16 protein-coding genes are annotated in these 21,049 nt (G+C 64.5%); 6 read left to right on the top strand and 10 right to left on the bottom strand.

From position 1 onward, the window contains the following. Positions 1-13: 13 nt before the first annotated feature. From X738_RS68310 to dnaK, 6 genes are all read right to left on the bottom strand, one after another. Complete coding sequence (locus X738_RS68310) at positions 14-301, bottom strand: DUF1330 domain-containing protein (RefSeq protein ID WP_023801451.1); 288 nt, start codon at positions 299-301, stop codon at positions 14-16. 17 nt (positions 302-318) lie between these two features. Next, positions 319-1,002, bottom strand: a complete 684-nt coding sequence (pyrF, locus tag X738_RS68315) for an orotidine-5'-phosphate decarboxylase (RefSeq protein ID WP_031255770.1) — start codon at positions 1,000-1,002, stop codon at positions 319-321. Between the two features lie 20 nt (positions 1,003-1,022). Beyond that, the gene (locus X738_RS68320; protein ID WP_023801453.1) at positions 1,023-1,619 is read right to left on the bottom strand and encodes an NADPH-dependent FMN reductase; all 597 of its coding nucleotides are present in this window, start codon (positions 1,617-1,619) and stop codon (positions 1,023-1,025) included. Between the two features lie 236 nt (positions 1,620-1,855). Next, entirely contained in the window at positions 1,856-2,461 is a 606-nt protein-coding gene (gene pmtA / locus X738_RS68325) for a phospholipid N-methyltransferase PmtA (protein WP_023801454.1), read from the bottom strand. 142 nt (positions 2,462-2,603) lie between these two features. Further along, positions 2,604-3,734, bottom strand: coding sequence for a molecular chaperone DnaJ (gene dnaJ, locus X738_RS68330; RefSeq protein WP_023801455.1), 1,131 nt, complete (start codon positions 3,732-3,734; stop codon positions 2,604-2,606). Between the two features lie 311 nt (positions 3,735-4,045). Further along, positions 4,046-5,962 carry a molecular chaperone DnaK gene (gene dnaK, locus X738_RS68335; RefSeq protein ID WP_023801456.1) on the bottom strand — a complete coding sequence of 639 codons (1,917 nt, stop codon included), beginning with the start codon at positions 5,960-5,962 and terminating at the stop codon, positions 4,046-4,048. Between the two features lie 559 nt (positions 5,963-6,521). Here dnaK and X738_RS87355 point away from each other — a divergent pair. The 4 genes from X738_RS87355 (at position 6,522) to X738_RS68350 (ending at position 14,694) form a co-directional block, all read left to right on the top strand. Further along, complete coding sequence (locus tag X738_RS87355) at positions 6,522-10,172, top strand: hypothetical protein (protein ID WP_245277752.1); 3,651 nt, start codon at positions 6,522-6,524, stop codon at positions 10,170-10,172. A gap of 147 nt (positions 10,173-10,319) precedes the next feature. After that, the gene (locus tag X738_RS68340; protein ID WP_023801458.1) at positions 10,320-12,278 is read left to right on the top strand and encodes an EB domain-containing protein; all 1,959 of its coding nucleotides are present in this window, start codon (positions 10,320-10,322) and stop codon (positions 12,276-12,278) included. Between the two features lie 132 nt (positions 12,279-12,410). Beyond that, positions 12,411-13,088: a ribulose-phosphate 3-epimerase gene (rpe, locus tag X738_RS68345; RefSeq protein ID WP_023801459.1), complete on the top strand. Its 678-nt coding sequence runs from the start codon at positions 12,411-12,413 to the stop codon at positions 13,086-13,088. 226 nt (positions 13,089-13,314) lie between these two features. Further along, positions 13,315-14,694 carry a malonyl-CoA decarboxylase gene (locus X738_RS68350; protein WP_023801460.1) on the top strand — a complete coding sequence of 460 codons (1,380 nt, stop codon included), beginning with the start codon at positions 13,315-13,317 and terminating at the stop codon, positions 14,692-14,694. 41 nt (positions 14,695-14,735) lie between these two features. Here X738_RS68350 and nagA read toward each other — a convergent pair whose 3' ends face one another. The 4 genes from nagA to X738_RS68370 are packed head-to-tail and all read right to left on the bottom strand — an operon-like array spanning position 14,736 to position 18,599. Beyond that, positions 14,736-15,914 (bottom strand): N-acetylglucosamine-6-phosphate deacetylase, encoded by a 1,179-nt coding sequence (nagA, locus tag X738_RS68355; protein ID WP_023801461.1) that lies wholly within the window; start codon positions 15,912-15,914, stop codon positions 14,736-14,738. Next, positions 15,911-16,942, bottom strand: coding sequence for an SIS domain-containing protein (locus X738_RS68360; RefSeq protein ID WP_023801462.1), 1,032 nt, complete (start codon positions 16,940-16,942; stop codon positions 15,911-15,913). The genes nagA and X738_RS68360 overlap by 4 nt, the downstream gene beginning before the upstream one ends. Continuing rightward, on the bottom strand, positions 16,939-17,721 hold the full coding sequence (locus tag X738_RS68365) for a GntR family transcriptional regulator (protein WP_023801463.1): 783 nt from the start codon (positions 17,719-17,721) through the stop codon (positions 16,939-16,941). Before X738_RS68365 ends, X738_RS68360 begins: the two co-directional genes overlap by 4 nt. Beyond that, positions 17,718-18,599, bottom strand: a complete 882-nt coding sequence (locus X738_RS68370; protein WP_023801464.1) for an N-acetylglucosamine kinase — start codon at positions 18,597-18,599, stop codon at positions 17,718-17,720. Before X738_RS68370 ends, X738_RS68365 begins: the two co-directional genes overlap by 4 nt. Before the next feature lie 198 nt (positions 18,600-18,797). Between X738_RS68370 and X738_RS68375 the strand changes: the two genes are divergently transcribed. Both X738_RS68375 and X738_RS68380 read left to right on the top strand, forming a co-directional pair. After that, a complete protein-coding gene (locus tag X738_RS68375) occupies positions 18,798-19,754 on the top strand; it encodes an N-acetylmuramic acid 6-phosphate etherase (protein WP_023801465.1) in 957 nt (318 codons plus the stop codon). A 2-nt stretch (positions 19,755-19,756) separates the two neighbouring features. Beyond that, positions 19,757-21,016, top strand: a complete 1,260-nt coding sequence (locus tag X738_RS68380) for an ABC transporter substrate-binding protein (RefSeq protein ID WP_023801466.1) — start codon at positions 19,757-19,759, stop codon at positions 21,014-21,016. Positions 21,017-21,049 lie beyond the last annotated feature (33 nt).

Genomic DNA, 21,049 nt, shown 5'->3' on the forward strand with positions numbered 1-21,049 from the left:
CCGCTGAACTAAACTAGACCCCTTCGACCAGCACGATCTCGCCGTCGGCCACCTTCTGCCGGATCGCGACGGCGCGCTGGTATTCGGGCGAGCGATAGCAATCGTGCGCCGCAGCCAATGACGGAAACTCGATGATCACGTTGCGGTCGCGGCCCGGCCCTTCTGCTTTTTCATGCGCACCGCCTCGTGCCAGGAAAACCGCGCCGAAACGATCGAAAGCCGGTTTGGCGGCAGTGACATAGTCCTTGTAGCCTTCCGCATCGCGCACATCGACGCGGGCGATCCAGTATCCCTTCGGCATGCTTGTTCTCCGAATTGTTAGGCCGAGCGCATTTCGTCAAGAATTGCTTCCGCGACCGCTCGCCTGTCGGCGGCGCTGACGATCGGCCGGCCGACGACGAGATGGCTGGAGCCGTTGCGGATCGCCTGCGCCGGCGTGACGACGCGTTTCTGGTCGCCATGGTCGCTGCCCTTGGGCCGTATCCCCGGCGTGACGACGGCCATGTTGGGGCCGACGATCCGGCGCACCGCCTCCGCTTCCTCGGCCGAGCAGACGATGCCGCCCATGCCGGCATGCAGCGCCTGCTCGGAGCGCCTCAGCACCAGCGTATGCGGGTCATGCTCATAACCGGCGTCGATCACGTCCCGCTCGTCCATCGAGGTCAGCACGGTGACGCCAAGCAGGCGGAGATCGCTGCCCCTGGCGGCCGCGACCGCTGCCTTCATCGTCTTCGGATAGGCGTGCAGCGTCAGCATGGTCATGCCCATCCTGGCAATGGCCTCGACGCCCTTGGCTACCGTGTTGTCGATGTCGAGCAGCTTCATGTCGAGGAAGATCCTGGTGCCGCCGCTGGCGAGCTCGCGGGCGAAGTCGAGACCGCCGGCGAAGGCGAGCTGATAGCCGATCTTGTAGAAGGAGACGACCCCGTCGAGCTCGCGCACCACCGTCTCGGCGTCCTTCAGCGTCGGCACGTCGAGGCCGACGATCAGCCTGTCTTGCATGGTGCTGGCGCGCTCCTGGATCACGCCTCGATCCGCGTCGACAGCAGGCGCGAGGTTTCGATCAGCGTGCGGCATAGGTGCTCCATCGATCTGTGCAGTCGCTCGTCCCTGAAATTCCCGTCCTCATCGAAGGCGTTGCCGCCATCCGGGACAGAGCACTCCGGCGTCACCACCTCCATCTGGCAGCGCACCAGCACGGCGCGCAGATGGTTGATGCAGCGTACCCCGGCGAAATGTCCTTTGGAAGACGAACAAAGGCCGGCGGGCTTGCCGGTGAACGGCCTGAACGACCGCCCGTCATCTGTGCGCACCCGGCTCACCCAATCGATTGTATTCTTGAGCAGCGGCGGGATCGAGCCGTTATATTCGGGCGTCGCGATCAGCAGCCCGTCATGGGCCGCGATTTGCCGGGCAAGCTTGATGGCGTTCTCGGGAATGCCTTTCTCCTTTTCCAGGTCCTCGTCGAGGATCGGCAGCGGATAGTCGGCAAGCGAGATGCGGGTCACCTCGGCGCCCTGCAGGGCGAGTTCCTTCTGCGCCACATCGGCGGTCCTGCCGCTGTAGGCGCCAGAGCGAATCGAACCGGCGAAGACGAGAATTTTCGCGATCACTGCTATCGGCCCCTTGTTCCCGGACAGGTACAGCCAGGGATCTGTCAAATCAACGCACCGGCGCAAAAATCGAAAAGGGATCTTGGGGGCACATGAGTGAAGGGTGTGTTGAGATTCAGGTCAGGCCGAGCCGAAAATGGTTGGTTCCGAGAACCGGAGCGGAGCGTACTTGAAGTACGTGAGCACCGGAAGCGCAGGAAGCTGCCATTTGCAGGCCGGTCTCACCTGAATATCGGCACACCCTAATGCGCCCCGCGCCGGTAGATCCAAAGCTGCGTAGGTGGGATGTTGCGGATGACGAAATGGAAATGCTCGACCGTGTAGTCGCCGCGGCCGGGCGGGATCGGCGACAGCGGGCCGTAGGTCAGCTGCACGACCGGGCGGCCTGTCGGGATGCGGTCGAGAAGGCTTTCGACGTAGGCGACGCGCTGTTCGACCGGGAAATTGAGCAATGGCACGCCGGAGATGACCGAATCGAAGGTCAGGCCGCTCTTGTCGCCGAGCGTCGCATTGAGATTGAAGGCATCGCCCTCGATGACGTTGACGCCGGGATAGAGCTGGCGCAGATGGCGCACGAAATCGGGGGAGTATTCGACTGCGTAGAGATTTTCAGGCTTTACGCCGTGGGCGAGGATGGCTCGGGTGATGACACCGGTGCCGGGCCCGACTTCGAGCACCGGCAGGCCCGACATCGGGTTGACGACGGAGGCCATCTTGCGGGCCGTGATGGAACTGGTCGGCACGATCGAACCGACCGCCTTCGGCTTGTCAATCCAGCCCTTGAAGAACTTCAGTTCGTCGTCGAACTTCTCTGCCAGCGTCTTTCGCAGTCCGGGACCATGTGCCATGCAAGTTCTCCTGAACGGTCCCCCGAGTGGCTACTTAGCAGCTACGGGCTTCAAGGCAAGGCGGACGCCGGTATAAGGTGTTGATGACGCTAGGGGAGCTTCCGCTCGGTTGTATTCTACATCCGATTGGCGAGAGTCGCCATCAGCGCTCGCTGAAGGTCTCGAAAAAGTCCTTCATGCGGGCGAAAAAGCCGCTCGACTGCGGCGAATTATCCTTCGAGGAAAGCTGCTCGAACTCCTCCAGCAGCTCGCGCTGGCGGCGGGATAGGTTCTGCGGCGTCTCGACCGCGGTCTGGATGTAGAGATCGCCGACATTGTGCTGGCGCAGCACCGGCATGCCCTTGCCCTTGAGGCGGAACTGGCGGCCGTTCTGGGTGCCTTCCGGCACCTTGACCTTCGTCTGGGTGCCGTCCAGCGTCGTCACCTCGAAGGAACCGCCAAGGGCAGCCGTCGTCATTGAGATCGGCACCTTGCAGTAGAGATCGGCGCCGTCGCGCTGGAAGAATTCGTGCGGCTTGACCGCCAGGAAAATATAAAGATCGCCCGACGGGCCGCCGCGCAGGCCGGCCTCGCCCTCATTGGCAAGGCGGATGCGGGTGCCGTCCTCAATGCCGGCCGGGATGTTGACCGACAGCGAGCGCTCCTCGGTGACGCGGCCCTGGCCGGCGCATTTCGCGCACGGCTCCTTGATGGTCTGGCCACGTCCCTGGCATTGCGGGCAGGTGCGCTCGATCGAGAAGAAGCCTTGCGTGGCGCGCACCTTGCCGTGGCCGTTGCACATCGAGCAGGTGACGGGCTGGGTGCCGGGCTTGGCGCCGCTGCCGGAGCATTCCATGCAGGAGATCGAGGCCGGTACGTGGATCTGCGCCGTCTTGCCGGCAAACGCCTCCTCCAGCGTGATTTCCATATTGTAGCGCAGGTCTGCACCGCGCTCGCGTCCGCCTGACGAGCGGCGCTGGCGCCCGCCCATCATGTCGCCGAAAATATCCTCGAAGATGTCGGCGAAACCGCCGGCGCCGAAGCCGTGTGCGCCGCCGTTCATGCCGCCCTGTTCGAAGGCGGCGTGGCCGAAACGGTCGTAGGCCGCCCGCTTCTGCGGATCCTTCAACGTCTCGTAGGCTTCGTTGATTTCCTTGAACTTGTGCTCGCAGGCATGATCGCCGGGATTGCGATCGGGGTGGAACTGCATGGCCAGCTTGCGGAAAGCGCTCTTGAGCTCCTTCTCGTCGGCCCCCTTTTGCACGCCCAGCGTTTCGTAGAAATCAGCTTTCATCTTTTCCCGCAGTCCGGATATTCAACGTCTTGAAGCACTTTGCGTCGTTCGCCGGCACGCTGTTCCGATTTAGGTGCGATGGAGCCGGGATGCCAGTGTTGACACGGGCTTGCCCGCACTTTTTCGATCAGGCACGCACTTTTTCGGCCAGAGTGGCAAAAAAGCCCGGCTTTACGCCGGGCTTTACTACAGCGCCGCGCGTCCTGTTGGACACGCAAAGGACGCTATAGCACTTTGATTTTTGCGCATGATCCTTTCCGGAAATCGATTCCGATTTCGGGGTCATGCGCCTAAACCTGCCGGCAGGCCGCTTAGGCCGACTTCTTCGTGTCGTCGTCCTCGTTGATTTCCTCGAAGTCGGCATCGACCACGTCGCTGTCCTTGGCCGCGTCCGCCTTGGCGTCAGCTTCCGCGGCTTCCTTCTGCGAAGCCTCGTACATGGCCTGGCCGAGCTTCATCGAGGTTTCGGCGAGCGCCTGCGTCTTGGCTTCGATCTCGGCCGCGTCGTCGCCTTCGGCAGCGGTCTTCAGCGCCGCGATCGCATCGGCGATCGCCGTGCGGTCGGCCTCGGAAACCTTCTCGCCATATTCCTTCAGCGACTTCTCCGAGGAATGCACCAGCGCCTCGGCCTGGTTGCGAGCCTCGACCAACGCGCGCCGCTTCTTGTCGGCCTCGGCATTGGCTTCGGCGTCCTTCACCATCTTCTCGATGTCGGCGTCCGAAAGGCCGCCAGACGCCTGAATGCGGATCTGGTGCTCCTTGCCGGTGCCCTTGTCCTTGGCCGAGACGTTGACGATACCGTTGGCGTCGATGTCGAAAGTGACCTCGATCTGCGGCACGCCACGCGGCGCCGGCGGAATGCCGACCAGGTCGAACTGGCCGAGCGCCTTGTTGTCGGCGGCCATTTCACGCTCGCCCTGGAAGACGCGGATGGTCACGGCCGATTGTGAATCCTCGGCAGTCGAGAACACCTGGCTCTTCTTGGTCGGGATCGTCGTGTTGCGCTCGATCAGCCGCGTGAACACACCACCCAGCGTCTCGATGCCGAGCGACAGCGGCGTCACGTCAAGCAACAGCACGTCCTTGACGTCGCCCTGCAGCACGCCGGCCTGGATGGCGGCGCCCAATGCGACGACCTCATCCGGATTGACGCCCTTGTGCGGCTCCTTGCCGAAGAACTGCTTCACGATCTCCTGGATCTTGGGCATGCGGGTCATGCCGCCGACCAGGACGACCTCGTCGATTTCGCCGGCCTTCAGGCCGGCATCCTTGAGCGCCGCCTTGCAGGGTTCGATCGTGCGCTGGACGAGATCCTCGACCAGGCTCTCGAACTTCGCCCGCGTCAGCTTCAGCGTCAGGTGCTTGGGGCCGGTGGCATCGGCGGTGATGAAGGGCAGGTTGATCTCGGTCTGCGTCGTCGACGACAGCTCGATCTTGGCCTTTTCGGCCGCTTCCTTGAGGCGCTGAAGCGCGAGCTTGTCGCTGCGCAGGTCGATGCCCTGTTCCTTCTTGAACTCGGCCGCCAGATATTCGACCAGACGCATGTCGAAATCCTCGCCGCCGAGGAAGGTGTCGCCATTGGTCGACTTCACCTCGAACACGCCGTCGCCGATTTCGAGCACCGAAATGTCGAACGTGCCGCCGCCAAGGTCATAGACGGCAATGGTCTTGCCTTCCTTCTTGTCGAGGCCGTAGGCAAGTGCGGCCGCGGTCGGCTCGTTGATGATGCGCAGCACTTCCAGGCCGGCGATCTTGCCGGCATCCTTGGTTGCCTGGCGCTGGGCGTCGTTGAAATAGGCCGGAACGGTGATGACCGCCTTCTCGACCTTCTCGCCGAGATAGGCTTCCGCCGTTTCCTTCATCTTCTGCAGGATCATTGCCGAGATCTGGCTGGGCGACTGCTTCTTGCCGCCGGCCTCGACCCAGGCGTCGCCATTGTCGCCCTTGACGATCTGGTAGGGGACAAGCTTCTTGTCCTTTTCCGTAACCGGATCGTCATAGCGGCGGCCGATCAGGCGCTTGACCGCGAAGATGGTGTTTTCAGGGTTGGTGACCGCCTGGCGCTTGGCCGGCTGGCCGACGAGGCGCTCGCCGTCGCTGTTGATGGCGACGATGGAAGGGGTCGTGCGCGCGCCTTCCGCATTCTCGATGACCTTCGATTCCTTGCCGTCCATGATGGCGACGCAGGAGTTGGTGGTCCCCAGATCGATACCGATTACTTTTGCCATTTTTCTAATCTCTCCGCTAAGCAGGCTCTCAGGACCCGTACAGGCGTTCCGACGAAAGCCCCTGTTCACAAGAAATTCCGCTTCGGCAACCGGCATTCCGGCGCCGAACGGCTTGGCGCGTATATAAGAACAGGCTGCGCGGCGCGCAAGCATTCTGCGCAAGGCATCCAACACATCCTTTTCTCGGCCCGGCCAGTGTTCTCCGGCCCATGAACCTTTCAGCGTCGGTTCGCGACTGACACCCAGATGCGCTGCGTGGTGCGGCCCTGGAAAGGAAAGGCCATGACTGGAAATCCAGTCTCAGCGCGACCACCGCTTTCGGGGTGGGGTCGCTATGCCAGGCGTCCCGCTGGTTCCGTTGACCATGCTTAAGAGCGGGCATATCGTGATCACGAGGAAAGCAGACAAATTCGATCAGGGAAAACGTGCCGGAACGTCGCGCCTTGCCCTGGTTTGCGCGGAAACACCGGATGTTTCTCCCGTCGCCCGCGGGGGGAATTCCATGTCTTGCGACCACGGCGCGTTCGTACGCTCTCGTGCTGGCCGTTTGCGCCGTGCGATGCAAACAGCCAGCGGCTTTCCGGCGTTGGCGCTCGCCACCATCCTGTGGCTTGGCGGTGCCGTGCAGGCGCAGGAAACGCAGATCATCTATCCAGGCTCGATGGCGGTGACCGGATTTTCCGGTACCGTCATTCGTGATCCTGAGGAGGGCCTGCCGCCCAGCGTCGACCCGGTCGACGAGACCTTTATCGACACGACGCGCGCAACCTTGCGCGTCTTTGACGTTTCAAGGCTGGGCGGGCGGGCCTCCGGCCAACTCGTCTTCACGCCGCCGCCCTTCGAAGTGACGGCCGGGCAGACCGGCCAGGTGTTCGGCATCACCTATGACGACGGCGTACGCGACGGTTCTCCCTCGGGCATTGCGAACCTCTATGCCGGCGCCACCTCGCTGCATGGCGTCAGCATCGTCACGTCGGACGAAGATGCGGACGGTCGTCCCGAGCGGCAGCGTCGCGGTGCTGCCGGCGCCACCTTCATGGACGGCCAGTTCGGCACCGAGAACGGTGGCGGACCGGGCACGATCTGGAAGATCGACGGCATCACCGGCCAGGTCAGCAAATTCGCCGACCTCGACACCAACAGCGGCCCTGGCATCGGCGACGTCACCTTCGACACTATCCGCCGCCAGTTCTTCGCCAGCGACCTCGACACCGGTCTCATCCACCGCATCGACGCCAACGGCGTACTGCTCGACAGGTTCGACCACGGCGTTGCCGGGCGCCCGGCGTACGGGCTGGCCCCGCTTGCCGACGATGGCCTGGTGATGGACATCGAGGGCGCTGTCTTCGACAGCGAGGACCCCGACAGCTGGGGTTATACGCAGGATGAGCGTCGCGTCTGGTCCGTCGCCTATCACGGCGGCCGCCTCTATTATTCCGTCGGTGAAAAGGCCGAGCTCTGGTCGGTGGGCGTTGCCCGCGACGGCAGCTTTGCTGGCGACCCGCGCTGGGAATTGACGGTCAAGGCCGACAACGGCCACGCCGTCACCGACATCGCTTTCGACATCAGCGGCTTCATGTACCTGGCCCAGCGCGGCCCGGTGGAAAACCGCTACGACTACAGCCAGTTCGCCGATACCGGCACGGGTGAGGTCTTCCGCTATGGGCGCGAAAACCCGGACGATCCGGCGACGGAATCAATCTGGGTGGAAATGCCGCAGGACTATGCGGTCGGCTTCCCGCAAGACAACCGGCAGTCGGCTGGCGGCCTCGACCTGCAATATGGCTATGACGCCGACGGCAATCTCGACGCGAGCATCTGCACCGAGACGCTGGTCAAGACCGCAGACAAGTTGCGCGACAACCCCGCGCTTGCCGAACGGCTTGCCGGCGGCGGGCCGCTCGCCGTGCACGGTGTGCAGATCACGCCGACGGCGCTGGTCAAGCCGGCCAACGTGCCGCCTTTCGGCGCGTGGTTCGTCGACTTTGACGGCTATTTCGAAGACCCCGAGGTGGAAGGCCCTGAGGCAGAAGGCCCTGAGGCAGAAGGCCCTGAGGCAGAAGGGCATGTCGGCGACGTCGAAGTCTGGCATCCCTGCGAAGGCCGTGCCGGCTACAATGAGCAGATACCGGGCGGCGGTTACCTGCCGCCTTTCTATCCACCCGACTTCCCGCCCCCCGGCGGCGTGCCTCCTTGCCTCGACAACGACCGCGACTGCGCCTCGATCCCGATCTGCCGGCGTGGCGGCCGGGACCGCGACTGCCGGCCGCCGGTGGAAAAGAAGATCGATCTGATCCTGAAGAAGCGTGCCCGCACCCCGGTCTGCACGGCAGATGGTGTCTGCACCTTCGTGATCGACATCATCAACAACGGCAGCGCCCCCTACGCCGGGCCGCTGACGGTCACCGACACCTATCCGGGTGGCGCGCCGGCATCGTCGAGCTTCGGCCCGATCCCGCCATGGACATGCGGACCGAACGGCCCCGGCCAGTTCCGTTGCGACAATGCCGGCATCGTGCTCTCGCCGGGCGCTTCCACGCCAATCCTCGTCAAGGCGGTGATGCCGGCCGGCTACCGGCCAAACACGGTCGAGAACTGCGCCGAGGTGAAAGCCATCCCCGGCGAGAACGACCTCACCAACAACAGGGCATGCGCCAGGCAACGCATCCGTCATTCCGACAGCGGCAAGCCGGCCATGCGCCTCACCAAACTGTGCAGCGGAGCGCTGGCCGGTGCTGCGGCCGTCACCTGCCGCATCACCGTCATCAGCACCGGCACCAGTGCCCCCGCCGGTCCGGTTTGGGTCAACGATGCCGCCACGCTGGTGGCTGGCGGCGCGCCCGTCCAGATCCAGACCGTCACTCCCGACGGCGCGGAATGGACGTGCGGACCGGTTCCGGCCAATGCGTTGTCGTGCAAAATTCCCGGCGCCGTCATGACGCCCGGAACCAGCCGCCACTTCGACGTGGCGCTTGCGGCGAATGGCGTGTTCGAGAACTGCGCACGCGGTTCCTACGGTCCGGCGCCAGGAGACGACATCGTCCATCCGATCGGCAGGGCCTGCGCCAAGGGCGGCGGCGCCTCGACCATCCGTGTCGAGAAAACCGGCGATGCCGAGTGCCGGGTCGGCCAGCCCTGCTCGTTCGAGATCACCATCGCGAATGATGGGAAAAACGCCTTCTCCGGTCCGGTTCGCATTGGTGATGCGATCGGTGTCGAAGGCCTTGGCCGGCTGGAAGGCGTGGCGATCACCTCGATCGACCCGCCCTTCGGCTGTGCGCCGGAACCGGCGACCTTGCCGGCATCCTGCATCGCCAACCTGACGCTCGGCGCCGGGGAAAGCCACGTTCACCAAGTGACTGTGATCATTCCCGACGACGGCCGCCTGGCCAATCTGCAGGGCACCGTCAGCGGCCAGAACTGTGTCGGCGTGCTGTCGCCCGATACGCCGGTGCGAGGTGCCGGCAAAATGCTCTCCCGCGAGTCGGCCAATGTGCAGGGCGATCGCGGCAAGGCCTATGCCTGCCATCCCTTCACCATCAAGAAACAGGTGAAGAAGGCGTGCTCGCAGGGCCTCGTCATGAACGACGCCGGCCGCTGCGTCTGCCCGCAAGGCACCACTTTCCGCAACGGCCAGTGCTCGTCGGCTGGCGGCACGGTCATCATACCGAAGCCGAAGGAGCGCTGCGTGCTGCTCAAGGGCCAGATCCGTACCTCCGACGGGCGTTGTGTCTGCCAGCGCGGAACCGAGCTGGATAACCGCAGGTGTGTGTCGACCGACGAGCCGCCGGCACGCCTGTGCAAGCTGCTGCCTGGCCAGATCCGCACCAAGAGCGGCGATTGCGTCTGTCCGAGACGGACGGAACTGAGGGGCAGGGCCTGCATGCCGATCGTCACGAAGCCGGCCGTTGAACAGTGCACCATCCGCGGCCAAGTTCACAACAAACGTGGCGCCTGTGTCTGCCCGCGCGGGACCGAGGTGATCAGAGGCGCATGCCGCCGGGCACAGCTGGAGTGCGCGCCTGGCTCCGGGCTGATCAACGGCCGGTGTCAGCCGATCATCAGGCGGCGCTGCCCGGTCGGGACAGTCGGACGGTACCCAGACTGCACTCCGATCCGCAGGGCGCCGACGCTGCAGATTAATCCGAACCTGCTGCTGAACCCGAGCATCCTGCAGCAGCCGAGGCGCAGGCCGCGGGCTCTCCAGTAGGGTCCCGGGCTCAGCCCAGCACCAAGACCTCGCCCGAGCAATCCGGCGGGGTTTTTTCGTCCGTCGGACGTGTTTCAGCCGCTGCGTGAACCTTATCGCCGCAGTCGGCGACAAACTCCCCGAAGCAACATTTCAGGGAGAGAGAAAATGTCTTCAGCCAAACATGCTTTCCGCAACACGGCAGCGGCCGCTGCCCTGATCGCAGCTGCGCTCGCCACCACGCCGGCCTTCGCCAAGCAGGCGAACATCAAGTCAATGTCGTTCAACACCGAAAGCGCCAACACGACAATCCATGTCGGCTCGAGCGACAAGCAAAAATGGGACACGCTGAAAAGCGGCAACGTCCAGTTCTGGGGCCACATGAAGCTCAACACACGGTGGCCAGGCTATGTGCAGGACGTCGGCGTGGCGCTCGGCGTTTGTGGACCGGGCCAGTGCGGCGCGTTTCCTCCGATCTGGAGCGCCTCGCCTGTCAGCCGCGACTACGATCACCAGCAAAATTTCTCCTTCGACCCCTCAATCATGCCGCTGTCCTCAGATAGCGGTATCGCCGTCGTGCCTTACGGCGACCAGATCATCGCCAGGTGCAACCAGCACCTCCAGCCCGATGGGCCGACAAAATCCTACTCGTTCACGCACAGTTTTCATGCGAGCTTCTCGGCACTCACCGACACGGCGCTCGACATGGACAATGCGGTCAGCGAGGCCCAGGGCGGCAGCTGGCCCCATCCGCTGTACGACTCGCACTATGCCGAGCATGGCTCGTTCGACGTCCAAATCGTCTGCGACCCCGTCATCAAGCCGCCGGTTCAGGACGTCGCCAATGATTTCGGCGAATTCGACGTCGAAAACGTCAAGCTGTTCCTGACCACCTACCAGTCGAACCAGGCCGGCTCGACGCCCGGTACGGTCTGCCCGTCGTTGAAGGTCACGAGCCGGGCGCAGGCCAACCAGGCCGGGCCGGTGTCGATGCGCATCTGGCGCCAGAAGAACGACGGGCCGATCACCTCCGAGGTGCAGCAGGCGTGGGCGTCATACGACGCGACCAAGAATGGCTATTTCGCCACCTATGAGAAATGGGAGGACGTCGGCGCCACCGCCTATTTCCAGTACAAGACCGAGATCATCGGCAACGGCCCGTTCGAACCTTTCGACGGCTGGAAGGACATCACCGTCCATTGCACCGGCGCGGGTGGGGGCGGCTTCACCGACGCACCTCAGGATAACCCCGAAAACCCGCCGGCGCATTCGGACTGGCAAGGCGAGGTCACCGTCTCGGACAGCGCTGGCTTCAAAAAACTCTGCCCGCGCAAAGGCCAGGTGGCGTTCGAGGTCGAGCGCGATGCGCCGGGTGCGTTTCACTACCGCATCAGTTGCTCGAACGGCGCATTCTTCACCGGCACGACAGCCGCCTTTAACAATGGCGGTGTGTTCAAGGCGAGTGCCGCACACGAACTTAGCATCGTCAGAACCCGCTCGATCCAGTGCACCCTGCAGGAGATCAAGCAGAACGGTTCGATCGCCACCGTCGACAACAGCACGGAGGATTTTACCTGCATCAAGCGCAATTTTGATCCGAATGCCGATGGTCTGGCGGTCGATACGCGACCCAATCCCGGCAAACCGCAACTTCCGCCGGTCGTCATCGATGCCGGCCGCACATGCCTGCCGAGCCAAAGGCTGATCCGTGGCAAATGCGTCGACAGGCCGGTCGTGGCTGCCTGCCGCAGCACCGAAAAGCGTGTCGACGGCAAATGCGTTGGGGTCAGCATCCACTGCCTGCCCGGTCACCATCAGGTCGGCCTGAAATGCGTGCGCAATGCAGTGATCGCCGACAGGTGTAAGCGCGACGAACAGCGCATCGATGGGAGATGCGTGCACAAGCCCTCCATCATTGTCGATTGCAAGCGCGGCTATCATCTGGTCGGCAATGCATGCGTCAAGAAGCCGGTGATCGTCACCGCCTGCCGGGCAACCGAAAAACTGCTGCGTGGACACTGCGTGCCCAAGCACCCTGTGAAGAAGCTCAACCTGCAGAAAGTGAAGCAAGGCAGCGGCAAGGTGTTGCCGCCACGACCGGCCAGGCCGCGGCATCCCGTGAACTGAAATCGCGACGCTTGAACAGGGGAGAGAGGTGGCCGATGCTGCCTCTCTCCTTTCGCGCTGGCACCGGATTCCTGTCGACAAGCAGCGCTGAGACGATTACGGCGAAGGCGGGCTCGAGAACGGGAAGCGAACATGGCTCAAAAGACCCTGATCGCGCCATCGGTGCTGGCGTCGGATTTTTCGAAGCTCGGCGACGAGGTCGAGGCGGTGGTGGCGGCCGGCGCCGACTGGATCCATCTCGACGTCATGGACGGGCATTTCGTGCCCAACATCACCTTCGGCCCGCCGGTGATCAAGGCGATCCGCAACCGCACCAAAACCTTTTTCGACTGCCATCTGATGATCGCGCCGGCCGATCCCTATCTGCAGGCGTTCGCCGAAGCCGGCTGCGACGGCATGACGGTGCATGCCGAGGCCGGGCCGCATCTCGACCGTTCGCTGCAGACGATCAGGAACTTGGGCAAGAAGGCCGGCGTGTCGCTAAACCCGGCGACGCCGGAAACGGCGATCGAATACGTGCTCGATCGGCTCGATCTGATCCTGATCATGACCGTCAATCCGGGTTTTGGCGGCCAGGCCTTCATCCCGGAGGTCGTCGACAAGGTGAAGCGGGTGAAGGCGCTGATCGGCAATCGGCCGATCCGGATCGAGATCGACGGCGGCGTCTCGCCCGAAACCGCGCCACTGGTCACCGCCGCCGGCGCCAGCGTGCTGGTCGCCGGTGCGGCTATCTTCAAGGGCGGCAGCGTCGAAGCCTATCGGGCGAACATCGAGGCGATCAGGACAGCGGCCGACCAGGTGGCCGGCTGACGCTGCCGGCGCGACGTCATCGGCACGCGCTGTTCTCCCCAGCCGGTCAGGAATTCGTTGGCCGACGCCGGTGCGCCTGCGCTCGTGACATGCGATCCCCAGCCAAAATGGCCTTGTTCATTTTTGGCGATTTTATTGGGATATCCAAAACTACCATCCATATTCTCTGTCTCACCCTGATGCCTCTCCGGACCCTCCCGCAGGCTCCCCTTCGACGGTCGGATCGATGAATCGCAGCCCCTTCTTCGCTGACCTGCTGAACACCATCGCCGACCGCGGCCGGATGATGCTGAACCTCGTGCGCGGTGACGAGCCGGTTTCGGCCGACAGCCTGGCACGTTTGTGCGTCCGTCTGCTTTCCAGCCAGGGGGAGGCATCGGGCGTCGCCTATGCAAGAGAAATACTCGATCGCTGGCGAACTCTCGGCGCCGATGGCAGGCTGGCTTTCCTGCATGTACTGCGCGATCGTTTCGGCACCGATCACACCAGGCTTGCCGCCGCGGTGGATGCCTATCGCGCCGCGCCGGACGATCGTTCGGCACTTGCCCTGCACGACGCCGCCGAGCCGGCCAGGCAGGAGCTTTTGCGCCGCCTGAACCTGGCGCCCGGCGGCATCGAGACGCTGGTGCGCATGCGCGAGGATCTGCTTGCCCGGCTGCCCACATTGCCCGATCTCGCCATCGTCGATGCCGACTTCACGCACCTGCTGTCGTCATGGTTCAACCGCGGCTTCCTGGTGCTGCGGCGGATCGACTGGTCGACGCCGGCCAACATCCTGGAGAAAATCATCCGCTACGAGGCGGTGCATGCCATCCACACCTGGGACGATCTGCGCCGCCGGATCGAGCCCGCCGACCGGCTCTGCTATGCGTTCTTTCATCCGCAGCTCGGCGACGAGCCGCTGATCTTCGTCGAAGTCGCGCTCACCCGGGCGATGCCGACGACGATCGCCGAGCTGCTCGCCGACGAGCGGCCGCTGGTGCCGCCGCGGCAGGCTACGACGGCGGTGTTCTATTCCATCTCCAACTGCCAGGAGGGCCTGCGCGGCATCTCCTTCGGCAATTTTCTGATCAAGCAGGTGGTCGAGGACCTGCGCCGCGACCTTCCCGGCCTGACCGATTTCGTCACCTTGTCGCCAGTGCCGGGCTTTGCCCGCTGGCTGGCCGAGCAGGCCGAAACCATCCCCTCCGCCACTGAGGCGCTGGATCTCGTCGCCGACGAGGGCTGGCATGCAGATGCTGCCGTGCGCGACCGCGCAGGCCAAGCCCTGCTTCCGCTTGCGGCACAGTATTTCCTCGAAGCTCGCACCGCCTCCGGCAAGGTGATCGACCCAGTCGCCCGCTTCCATCTCGGCAATGGCGCGCGGCTGGAGCGCATCGACCTTTTCGGCGATCTGTCGCCCCGCGCCTTGCGTCAGGCGCATGGCCTGATGGTCAATTATCGCTACAAGCTCGACGACATCGAGAAGAACCACGAGCTGTTCGCCGCCAGGAACGATGTGGCGGCCGCGCCCGCCGTGCGCCGCCTGCTGCCGAAACCGACGAGACCGTCTGCACCGCGGCTTCCGGCGCCAGCCCAGGTGATTGGGGACAAGAGGGACAGTTGAGCAACCAGCCGCTTCAGGCTGCGGGCCAAACGGCTGATATCTTAGGCACCCTTTGCGACACCGACCTCGAAAACCCTCTTGCCTTCTATCCAGACGCCCTTGACGTCCAATTCGTCCGACAGCGCAACGATATCGGCGGCGGTGCCGTTGGCGAAGCGCCCGAGCCGGTGTGATTGGCCAATCGCCTGCGCCGGATAGAGCGAAGCCATGCGCAGCGCCTCCGACAGGTCCAGTCCGACGACACGGTGGACGAAGCGGACGGCGGAGATCATGTCGAGGTCGGCGCCCGACAGCGTCCCGTCGGCAAGCCGCAGGCTGCCGTCCCTGCGGTAGACGGCGCGGCCGTTCAGTGTGAACGAGGTCATGTCGGTGCCGATCGTCGCCATCGCGTCGGTGACCAGGAAAATCCTTGCCGGGCCCTGCTTGGCGCGCAAAGCGATGGCCATGGCGGCGGGATCGACATGGATGCCGTCGGCGATGATCCCGGCAAACAATGTGCCGGTATCGATGGCGGCACCCGCCAGACCCGGCTCGCGGTTGCCGATCTGGCTCATGGCGTTGAACAGATGGGTGACCATTGTTGCGCCGGCGTCGGCAAACGCGCGCGCCTTGGCATAGGAGGTGTCGGAATGGCCGAGGCTGACGACGAGGCCGGCCTCGACCAGCGCCGAAACACGTGCCGGGTCGACGGATTCCGGCGCTACAGTCGTCAGCAGCACCGGCAGGGTCTTCCGCGCCGCAATCAGCATCGCCTGGTCGGCATCCAGCATCGGCCGGATCAGTGCCGGGTCATGCGCACCCTTGCGGGCGACCGATAGATGCGGGCCTTCGAGATGCAGGCCCAAAAAGCCCGGCACCTTTTGCCGTGCGGCCTCGGCCCCGGCGGCAACCGCCGACGCGGTGATCTCAGGCGAGTCGGTGATCAGCGTCGGCAGCAGCGCGGTCGTGCCGAACGGCGCGTGCGCCCGGCAGATGGTTTCGATCGAAGCGACATCGGGATGGTCGTTGAGCATGATGCCGCCGCCGCCATTGACCTGCAGGTCGACGAAGCCCGGTGCCAGCATGCCGCCGCCGGTTTCGATACGCTCGACGCCGGACGGAACGGCTCCGGCGGCGACGATGGCCTCGACGAGACCGTCTCGCACGACAAGGGCAGCGTCGTCGTGCCAGTCGTCGCCGTCAAAAATCCGGGCGCCAGTCAGGGCAAAACGGTCGCTCATATGGTTTCCGTCACCTTGCGCAGATTGGGCGGCGTGTCCGGATCGAGACCGCGATGGCGGGCAAAGGCCTCGACGAAGCCATAGAACGACACAATCAGCGCCAGCGGGTCGGTCAACGGATGGCCGGTGGCGACATGCGGCAGGTGCTGAGCGCTTGTCGCCTTGTCCGAAGTCACGAAGACGGCCGCGCCCTTGCCCGCCAGGCTGTCGGCGGCCGCTGCGACCGACGGCTCGGAAGCATCGCGGGCGGCGAGCGCCAGCACCGGAAAATCAGGCCCGACCAGCGCCAGCGGGCCATGCATGACTTCGGCAGCGCTATAGGCCTCGGCATGCATGGCGCAGGTTTCCTTGAATTTCAGCGCCGCCTCATTGGCGATCGCCGCGGACGGACCACGACCAAGGATGAACAGAGACTTCTGCGTCTCAAGGGCGCTGGCCAGCGCCATCCAGTCGCAGGCGATCGCCTTGCGGAAATGTCCCGGCAAACGGGCAAGTGCTGCCAGCAACTTGTCGTCGCCGGTGCTATGCGCCATCAAGGCGAGGCCGGCGACGGCTGAATTGACGAAGGTCTTCGTCGCCGCGACGCTGCGCTCCGGGCCGGCCAGGATGTCGATCGCGTAGTCGCAGGCCCGCGCCAGCGGCGAATCGGCGGTGTTGGTGATGGCGACGGTCAGCGAACCGCCAGCTCTCGCGGCTTGCGCCATGGCGACGATGTCCGGGCTCTTGCCCGACTGCGAGATCGCCAGGCAGGCCGAGCCGGCCAGCCTGAGCCTGGCGCCATAGATCGAAGCGATCGACGGGCCGACCGACGCGACGGCAAGGCCGGCGGTCAGTTCCACCGCATACTTCATGAACGTGGCGGCATGGTCGGAGGAGCCGCGCGCCACGGTGACGACGAAGTTTGGGTCGCGCTCGCGAATGCCGCGCCCGGCCTCGGTCAGCACCGCTGCCGAGCCGTCGAGCAGGCGCGCGGTCGCCTCCGGGATCTCCTCGATCTCGCGCCGCATATGGGTAATTGTCGCGCTCATGGCCGGCCCTCTTCGCCCGGCCCGCTCAGCCGGAGCTCGGCGACGAAATCATAGGCGTCGCCCCTGTAGATCGAGCGGGTGAATTCGATCACCTTGCCGCTCGCCAGATAGGAAATACGCTCGATGTGCAGGCCGGCAATGCCAGGCGGCACTTCGAGCAGGCGCGCGTCGTCGTCGCCGAGATTGGCGGCGGAGATGCGCTGCACCGCCCGCACCGGCCGATGGCCGGTCGTTTCAAGCGCCGCGTAGAGCGACGAACCGATCGCCGCCGGGTCGGGCAGCACGCTGGCAGACAGTGCCGCGCGCTCGATCGCCAGCGGCGTATCGTTGGCGATGCGCAGGCGCGCCACCCGCGCCACCAGTTCGTTCGATGACAGGCCGAGCACCATCATCTCGTCCGGCGACGGCGCATAGAGGCCGCGGTCGAGCCATGCCGAACGCACCGCCATGCCGCGCCGCGCCATGTCCTCGGTGAAAGACGTCAGCCGCGACAGCGACTGCTCGACGCGCTCCATCCGCGGCGCGACGAAGGTGCCGGAGCCGTGGCGCTGGACAAGGATGCCGCCCTTGACCAGATCCTGCACCGCCTTGCGCACGGTGACCCGCGAAATGTCGGCCTTGCTGGCGATGTCGCGCTCGGACGGCAGCGCGTCGCCCGGCCCGATCAGGCCGCGATTGACCGCGTCCTCGATGCTCTTCCTGAGCTGCAGATAGAGCGGCGTGCCGCTTTGCGCCGACTGCTTCAGCGTGGCGAAAATCTGATCGGCGGCCTCGCTCATCGCGCCGCCTCCGTCGCACCCGAGAAAACGCGCACCGCCATCTGCACTGCGCCGCCCAGCGCATCGTCGAGCGGCGGCTTCAGCAGCGCCCGGTAGCGCGCCGACAGGCGTGGTGCATAGAGCGGCGCCAGCCCGCCAAGCAGGCAGAGCGGATCGTCGTCGCCGAGATCGAGCACGCCAAGTGCTGCCTCGACATCGGCGATTGCCTTGTCGAGGATCCAGTTGGCGACGATGTCGCCCTTTTCGGCATGGTCGAAGACCTTTGGCGCGAAGCCGCCGAAATCGCCGGGTTTTGCGTTGGTGGTGAACTCGACCAAATCCTCAGGATTGTCGCGGAAGACGGCGAGCATGGCCTGCGTCAGCGGCGATCCCTGGCGGATGCCGTCATAGGCGAGCAGCGTCTGCTCGAGCAGGTCGCGGCCGATGCGGGCGCCGCTGCCCTGGTCGCCGACCTGGAATCCCCAGCCGCCGATGGCGCGTGACTTGCCGTTTTTGCGCGCCATATAGGCGGTGCCGGTGCCGAGGATGGCCATGGCGCCGTCACCGGAGCCGACCGCGCCTTCCAGCGCGATCTCGGCGTCGGTCTCGACACGGTTTTGGCTGAACGGCAGGATCGCTTCGAGCTGCTGCCTGTAGGTGCCGACATTGGCGCCGGCGAGGCCGAGGATGGCCGGGGTCTGCGGGATCAGTTCGGGGTCCTGCCCGGCGGCGACAAAGGCCTGCCTTGCCGCCTCGACGATGTTGGCCCTGGCGCCGGTGAGGTCGGTGCGGATGTTGGCGGCACCGCTCTTGGCGCGGCCGACGACAGTGCCGTCCGCTGTTGCAAGGGCCGCCCTGCAGCTGGTGCCGCCGCCATCGATGCCAAGCACGAATTTCACGCGATGTCTCCTCCGGCAGATAATACCAATAAAATACCAATAGCCAAGGATTAATTTTCGTTTCAAAAAGATTAAGGCGTATTTTATTGAAAATCCTACGCATTTTGACGAAAGGCCAGTTCCGAGGCAGGGAAATCGCTAATGCGTGTGGACAAGTGGTATTTTTTTGGTATTGTTTTGCGGATTGGAGGAAAGCGGATGGCCGAAACGCGCACCGAAGCGCTTCACCAGAATGCCGAGGGGCTGGACATCCAGGCTCCGGACGCCATCCTTTCCTGTTTGGCCAACGCGCAGATCGAGGCCGCCAAGGCGGTGCGCGGCGCCGTTCCCGCCATCGCCAAAGCCGCCGAGATCATCGCCAGCCGGCTGAACAGCGGCGGCAAGCTCGCTTACGCAGCAGCCGGCAGCTCGGGCCTGATGGCGCTGGCAGATGCGCTGGAACTGCCCGGCACCTTCGGCATTCAGCGCGACCGTATCGCCATCCTGATCGCCGGTGGCGACGATGCCTTCAAGGCACTGGCCGGCGGGCCGGAGGACGACACCGACGAAGCCTCAGCGGCGGTTGTCGCTGCCGGCATCGGCGAGGGCGACTGCCTGATCGCGGTCTCGGCCAGCGGCTCGACGCCCTATGCGGTCAGGGCGATCGAGGAAGCCCGGGCCCGGGGGGCGGCGACCATCGCCATCGCCAACAACAAGCATGCGCCGCTGCTTCGGCTGGCCGACATCGCCATATTGCTCGAAACGCCGCCAGAGCTGATCGCCGGCTCGACGCGCATGGGTGCCGGCACCGCCCAGAAGATCGCGCTCAACATGCTGTCGACGCTGGCCGCCATCCATCTTGGCCATGTCCATGACGGCTACATGGTCAACCTCATGGCCGACAACATCAAGCTGCGCGACCGCGCCGCCCGCATCGTCGCCGCCATCAGCGGACGCGACAGGGACGATGCGGCGCGCCTGCTCGAGAACAGCGGCGGCGCCGTCAAGACCGCCATTCTGCTCGCCGCCGGCGCCGCCAGCGCCGATGCGGCGCAGAAGTTACTGGAAGGCACCGGCCAGAAGCTGCGCCCGGCGCTTTCCGCGATCGAGGGGAGCATGGGGCGGAAAGCCTCTGTTCTCAAAACCGAACCTGAAAAAGGTCAACAGGGAGACTGAGCATGACAACCAAACTACTGACGGCACTGCTTCTCGGCACCAGCATTCTCGGCTCGGCCGGGATGGCCTATGCCCAGGACGTAACGCTCAACATCGAAAGCTGGCGCGGCGACGACCTTGCCATCTGGAAGGACAAGCTGATCCCGGCTTTTGAGGCCAAGAACCCGGGCATCAAGGTGGTGTTCGCGCCGTCGGCGCCGACCGAATATGATGCAGCACTCGGCGCCAAGCTCGCCGCCGGCTCGGCCGGCGACCTGATCACCTGCCGCCCGTTCGACAAGTCGCTGGAACTGTTCAAGAAGGGCAATCTCGCCGATATCTCGACGCTGCCCGGCATGGAGAATTTTTCCGACGTCGCCAAGGCCGCCTGGCAGACCGACGACGGCAAGTCGAGCTTCTGCGTGCCGATGGCTTCCGTCATCCACGGCTTCATCTACAACAAGGACGCCTTCGACCAGCTCGGCATCAAGGTGCCGACGACCAATGAGGAGTTTTATGCCGCTCTCGACAAGATCAAGGCCGACGGCACCTACATCCCGATGGCGATGGGCACCAAGGATCTCTGGGAAGCCGCGACCATGGGCTACCAGAACATCGGCCCGAACTACTGGAAGGGCGAAGAAGGCCGTTTGGCGCTGATCAAGGGCGAGCAGAAGCTGACCGATCCGCAGTGGGTTACGCCGTTTGCCGAACTCGCCAAGTGGAAGCCCTATCTCGGCGACGGCTTCGAGGCGCAGACCTATCCGGACAGCCAGAACCTGTTCACCCTCGGCCGCGCCGCCATCTACCCGGCCGGGTCGTGGGAAATCGGCCTGTTCAACACCCAGGCGCAGTTCAAGATGGGCGCGTTCCCGCCGCCGGTGCAGAAGGCCGGCGACGCCTGCTACATCTCCGACCACACCGACATCGGCATGGGCCTCAATGCGGCGTCGAAGAATGCGGATGCGGCCAAGACCTTCCTGACCTGGGTCGCCTCGCCGGATTTCGCCACCATCTACGCCAACGCGCTGCCGGGCTTCTTCAGCCTGAACAACACCCCGGTGAAGATGGAAGACCCGCTGGCCCAGGAATTCGTTTCCTGGCGCGACAAGTGCAAGTCGACCATCCGCTCGACCTACCAGATCCTGTCGCGCGGCACGCCGAATCTCGAAAACGAGACATGGGTTGAATCGGCCAACGTCATCAACGGCACCGTCACGCCGGAAGCTGCCGCCAAGAAGCTGCAGGACGGCCTCGACAGCTGGTATAAGCCGGCGAAGTAAGAGCGAGCGCTATCTCCCCCCTCGAGGGGGAGA

It is taken from the genome of Mesorhizobium sp. L48C026A00 (assembly GCF_000502375.1).
GTDB lineage: Bacteria > Pseudomonadota > Alphaproteobacteria > Rhizobiales > Rhizobiaceae > Mesorhizobium > Mesorhizobium muleiense.

Excerpts from the sequence above, each read along its gene's own strand:
- X738_RS68365 (WP_023801463.1), bottom strand. The coding sequence starts at position 17,721 with ATGAGCGAGGCCGCCGATCAGATTTTCGCCACGCTGAAGCAGTCGGCG.
- pmtA (WP_023801454.1), bottom strand. The coding sequence starts at position 2,461 with ATGGCACATGGTCCCGGACTGCGAAAGACGCTGGCAGAGAAGTTCGAC.
- X738_RS87355 (WP_245277752.1), top strand. The coding sequence starts at position 6,522 with ATGCAAACAGCCAGCGGCTTTCCGGCGTTGGCGCTCGCCACCATCCTG.
- nagA (WP_023801461.1), bottom strand. The coding sequence starts at position 15,914 with ATGAGCGACCGTTTTGCCCTGACTGGCGCCCGGATTTTTGACGGCGAC.
- X738_RS68350 (WP_023801460.1), top strand. The coding sequence starts at position 13,315 with ATGAATCGCAGCCCCTTCTTCGCTGACCTGCTGAACACCATCGCCGAC.
- X738_RS68310 (WP_023801451.1), bottom strand. The coding sequence starts at position 301 with ATGCCGAAGGGATACTGGATCGCCCGCGTCGATGTGCGCGATGCGGAA.
- X738_RS68380 (WP_023801466.1), top strand. The coding sequence starts at position 19,757 with ATGACAACCAAACTACTGACGGCACTGCTTCTCGGCACCAGCATTCTC.
- dnaK (WP_023801456.1), bottom strand. The coding sequence starts at position 5,962 with ATGGCAAAAGTAATCGGTATCGATCTGGGGACCACCAACTCCTGCGTC.
- pyrF (WP_031255770.1), bottom strand. The coding sequence starts at position 1,002 with ATGCAAGACAGGCTGATCGTCGGCCTCGACGTGCCGACGCTGAAGGAC.
- X738_RS68375 (WP_023801465.1), top strand. The coding sequence starts at position 18,798 with ATGGCCGAAACGCGCACCGAAGCGCTTCACCAGAATGCCGAGGGGCTG.
- X738_RS68340 (WP_023801458.1), top strand. The coding sequence starts at position 10,320 with ATGTCTTCAGCCAAACATGCTTTCCGCAACACGGCAGCGGCCGCTGCC.
- dnaJ (WP_023801455.1), bottom strand. The coding sequence starts at position 3,734 with ATGAAAGCTGATTTCTACGAAACGCTGGGCGTGCAAAAGGGGGCCGAC.
- X738_RS68360 (WP_023801462.1), bottom strand. The coding sequence starts at position 16,942 with ATGAGCGCGACAATTACCCATATGCGGCGCGAGATCGAGGAGATCCCG.
- rpe (WP_023801459.1), top strand. The coding sequence starts at position 12,411 with ATGGCTCAAAAGACCCTGATCGCGCCATCGGTGCTGGCGTCGGATTTT.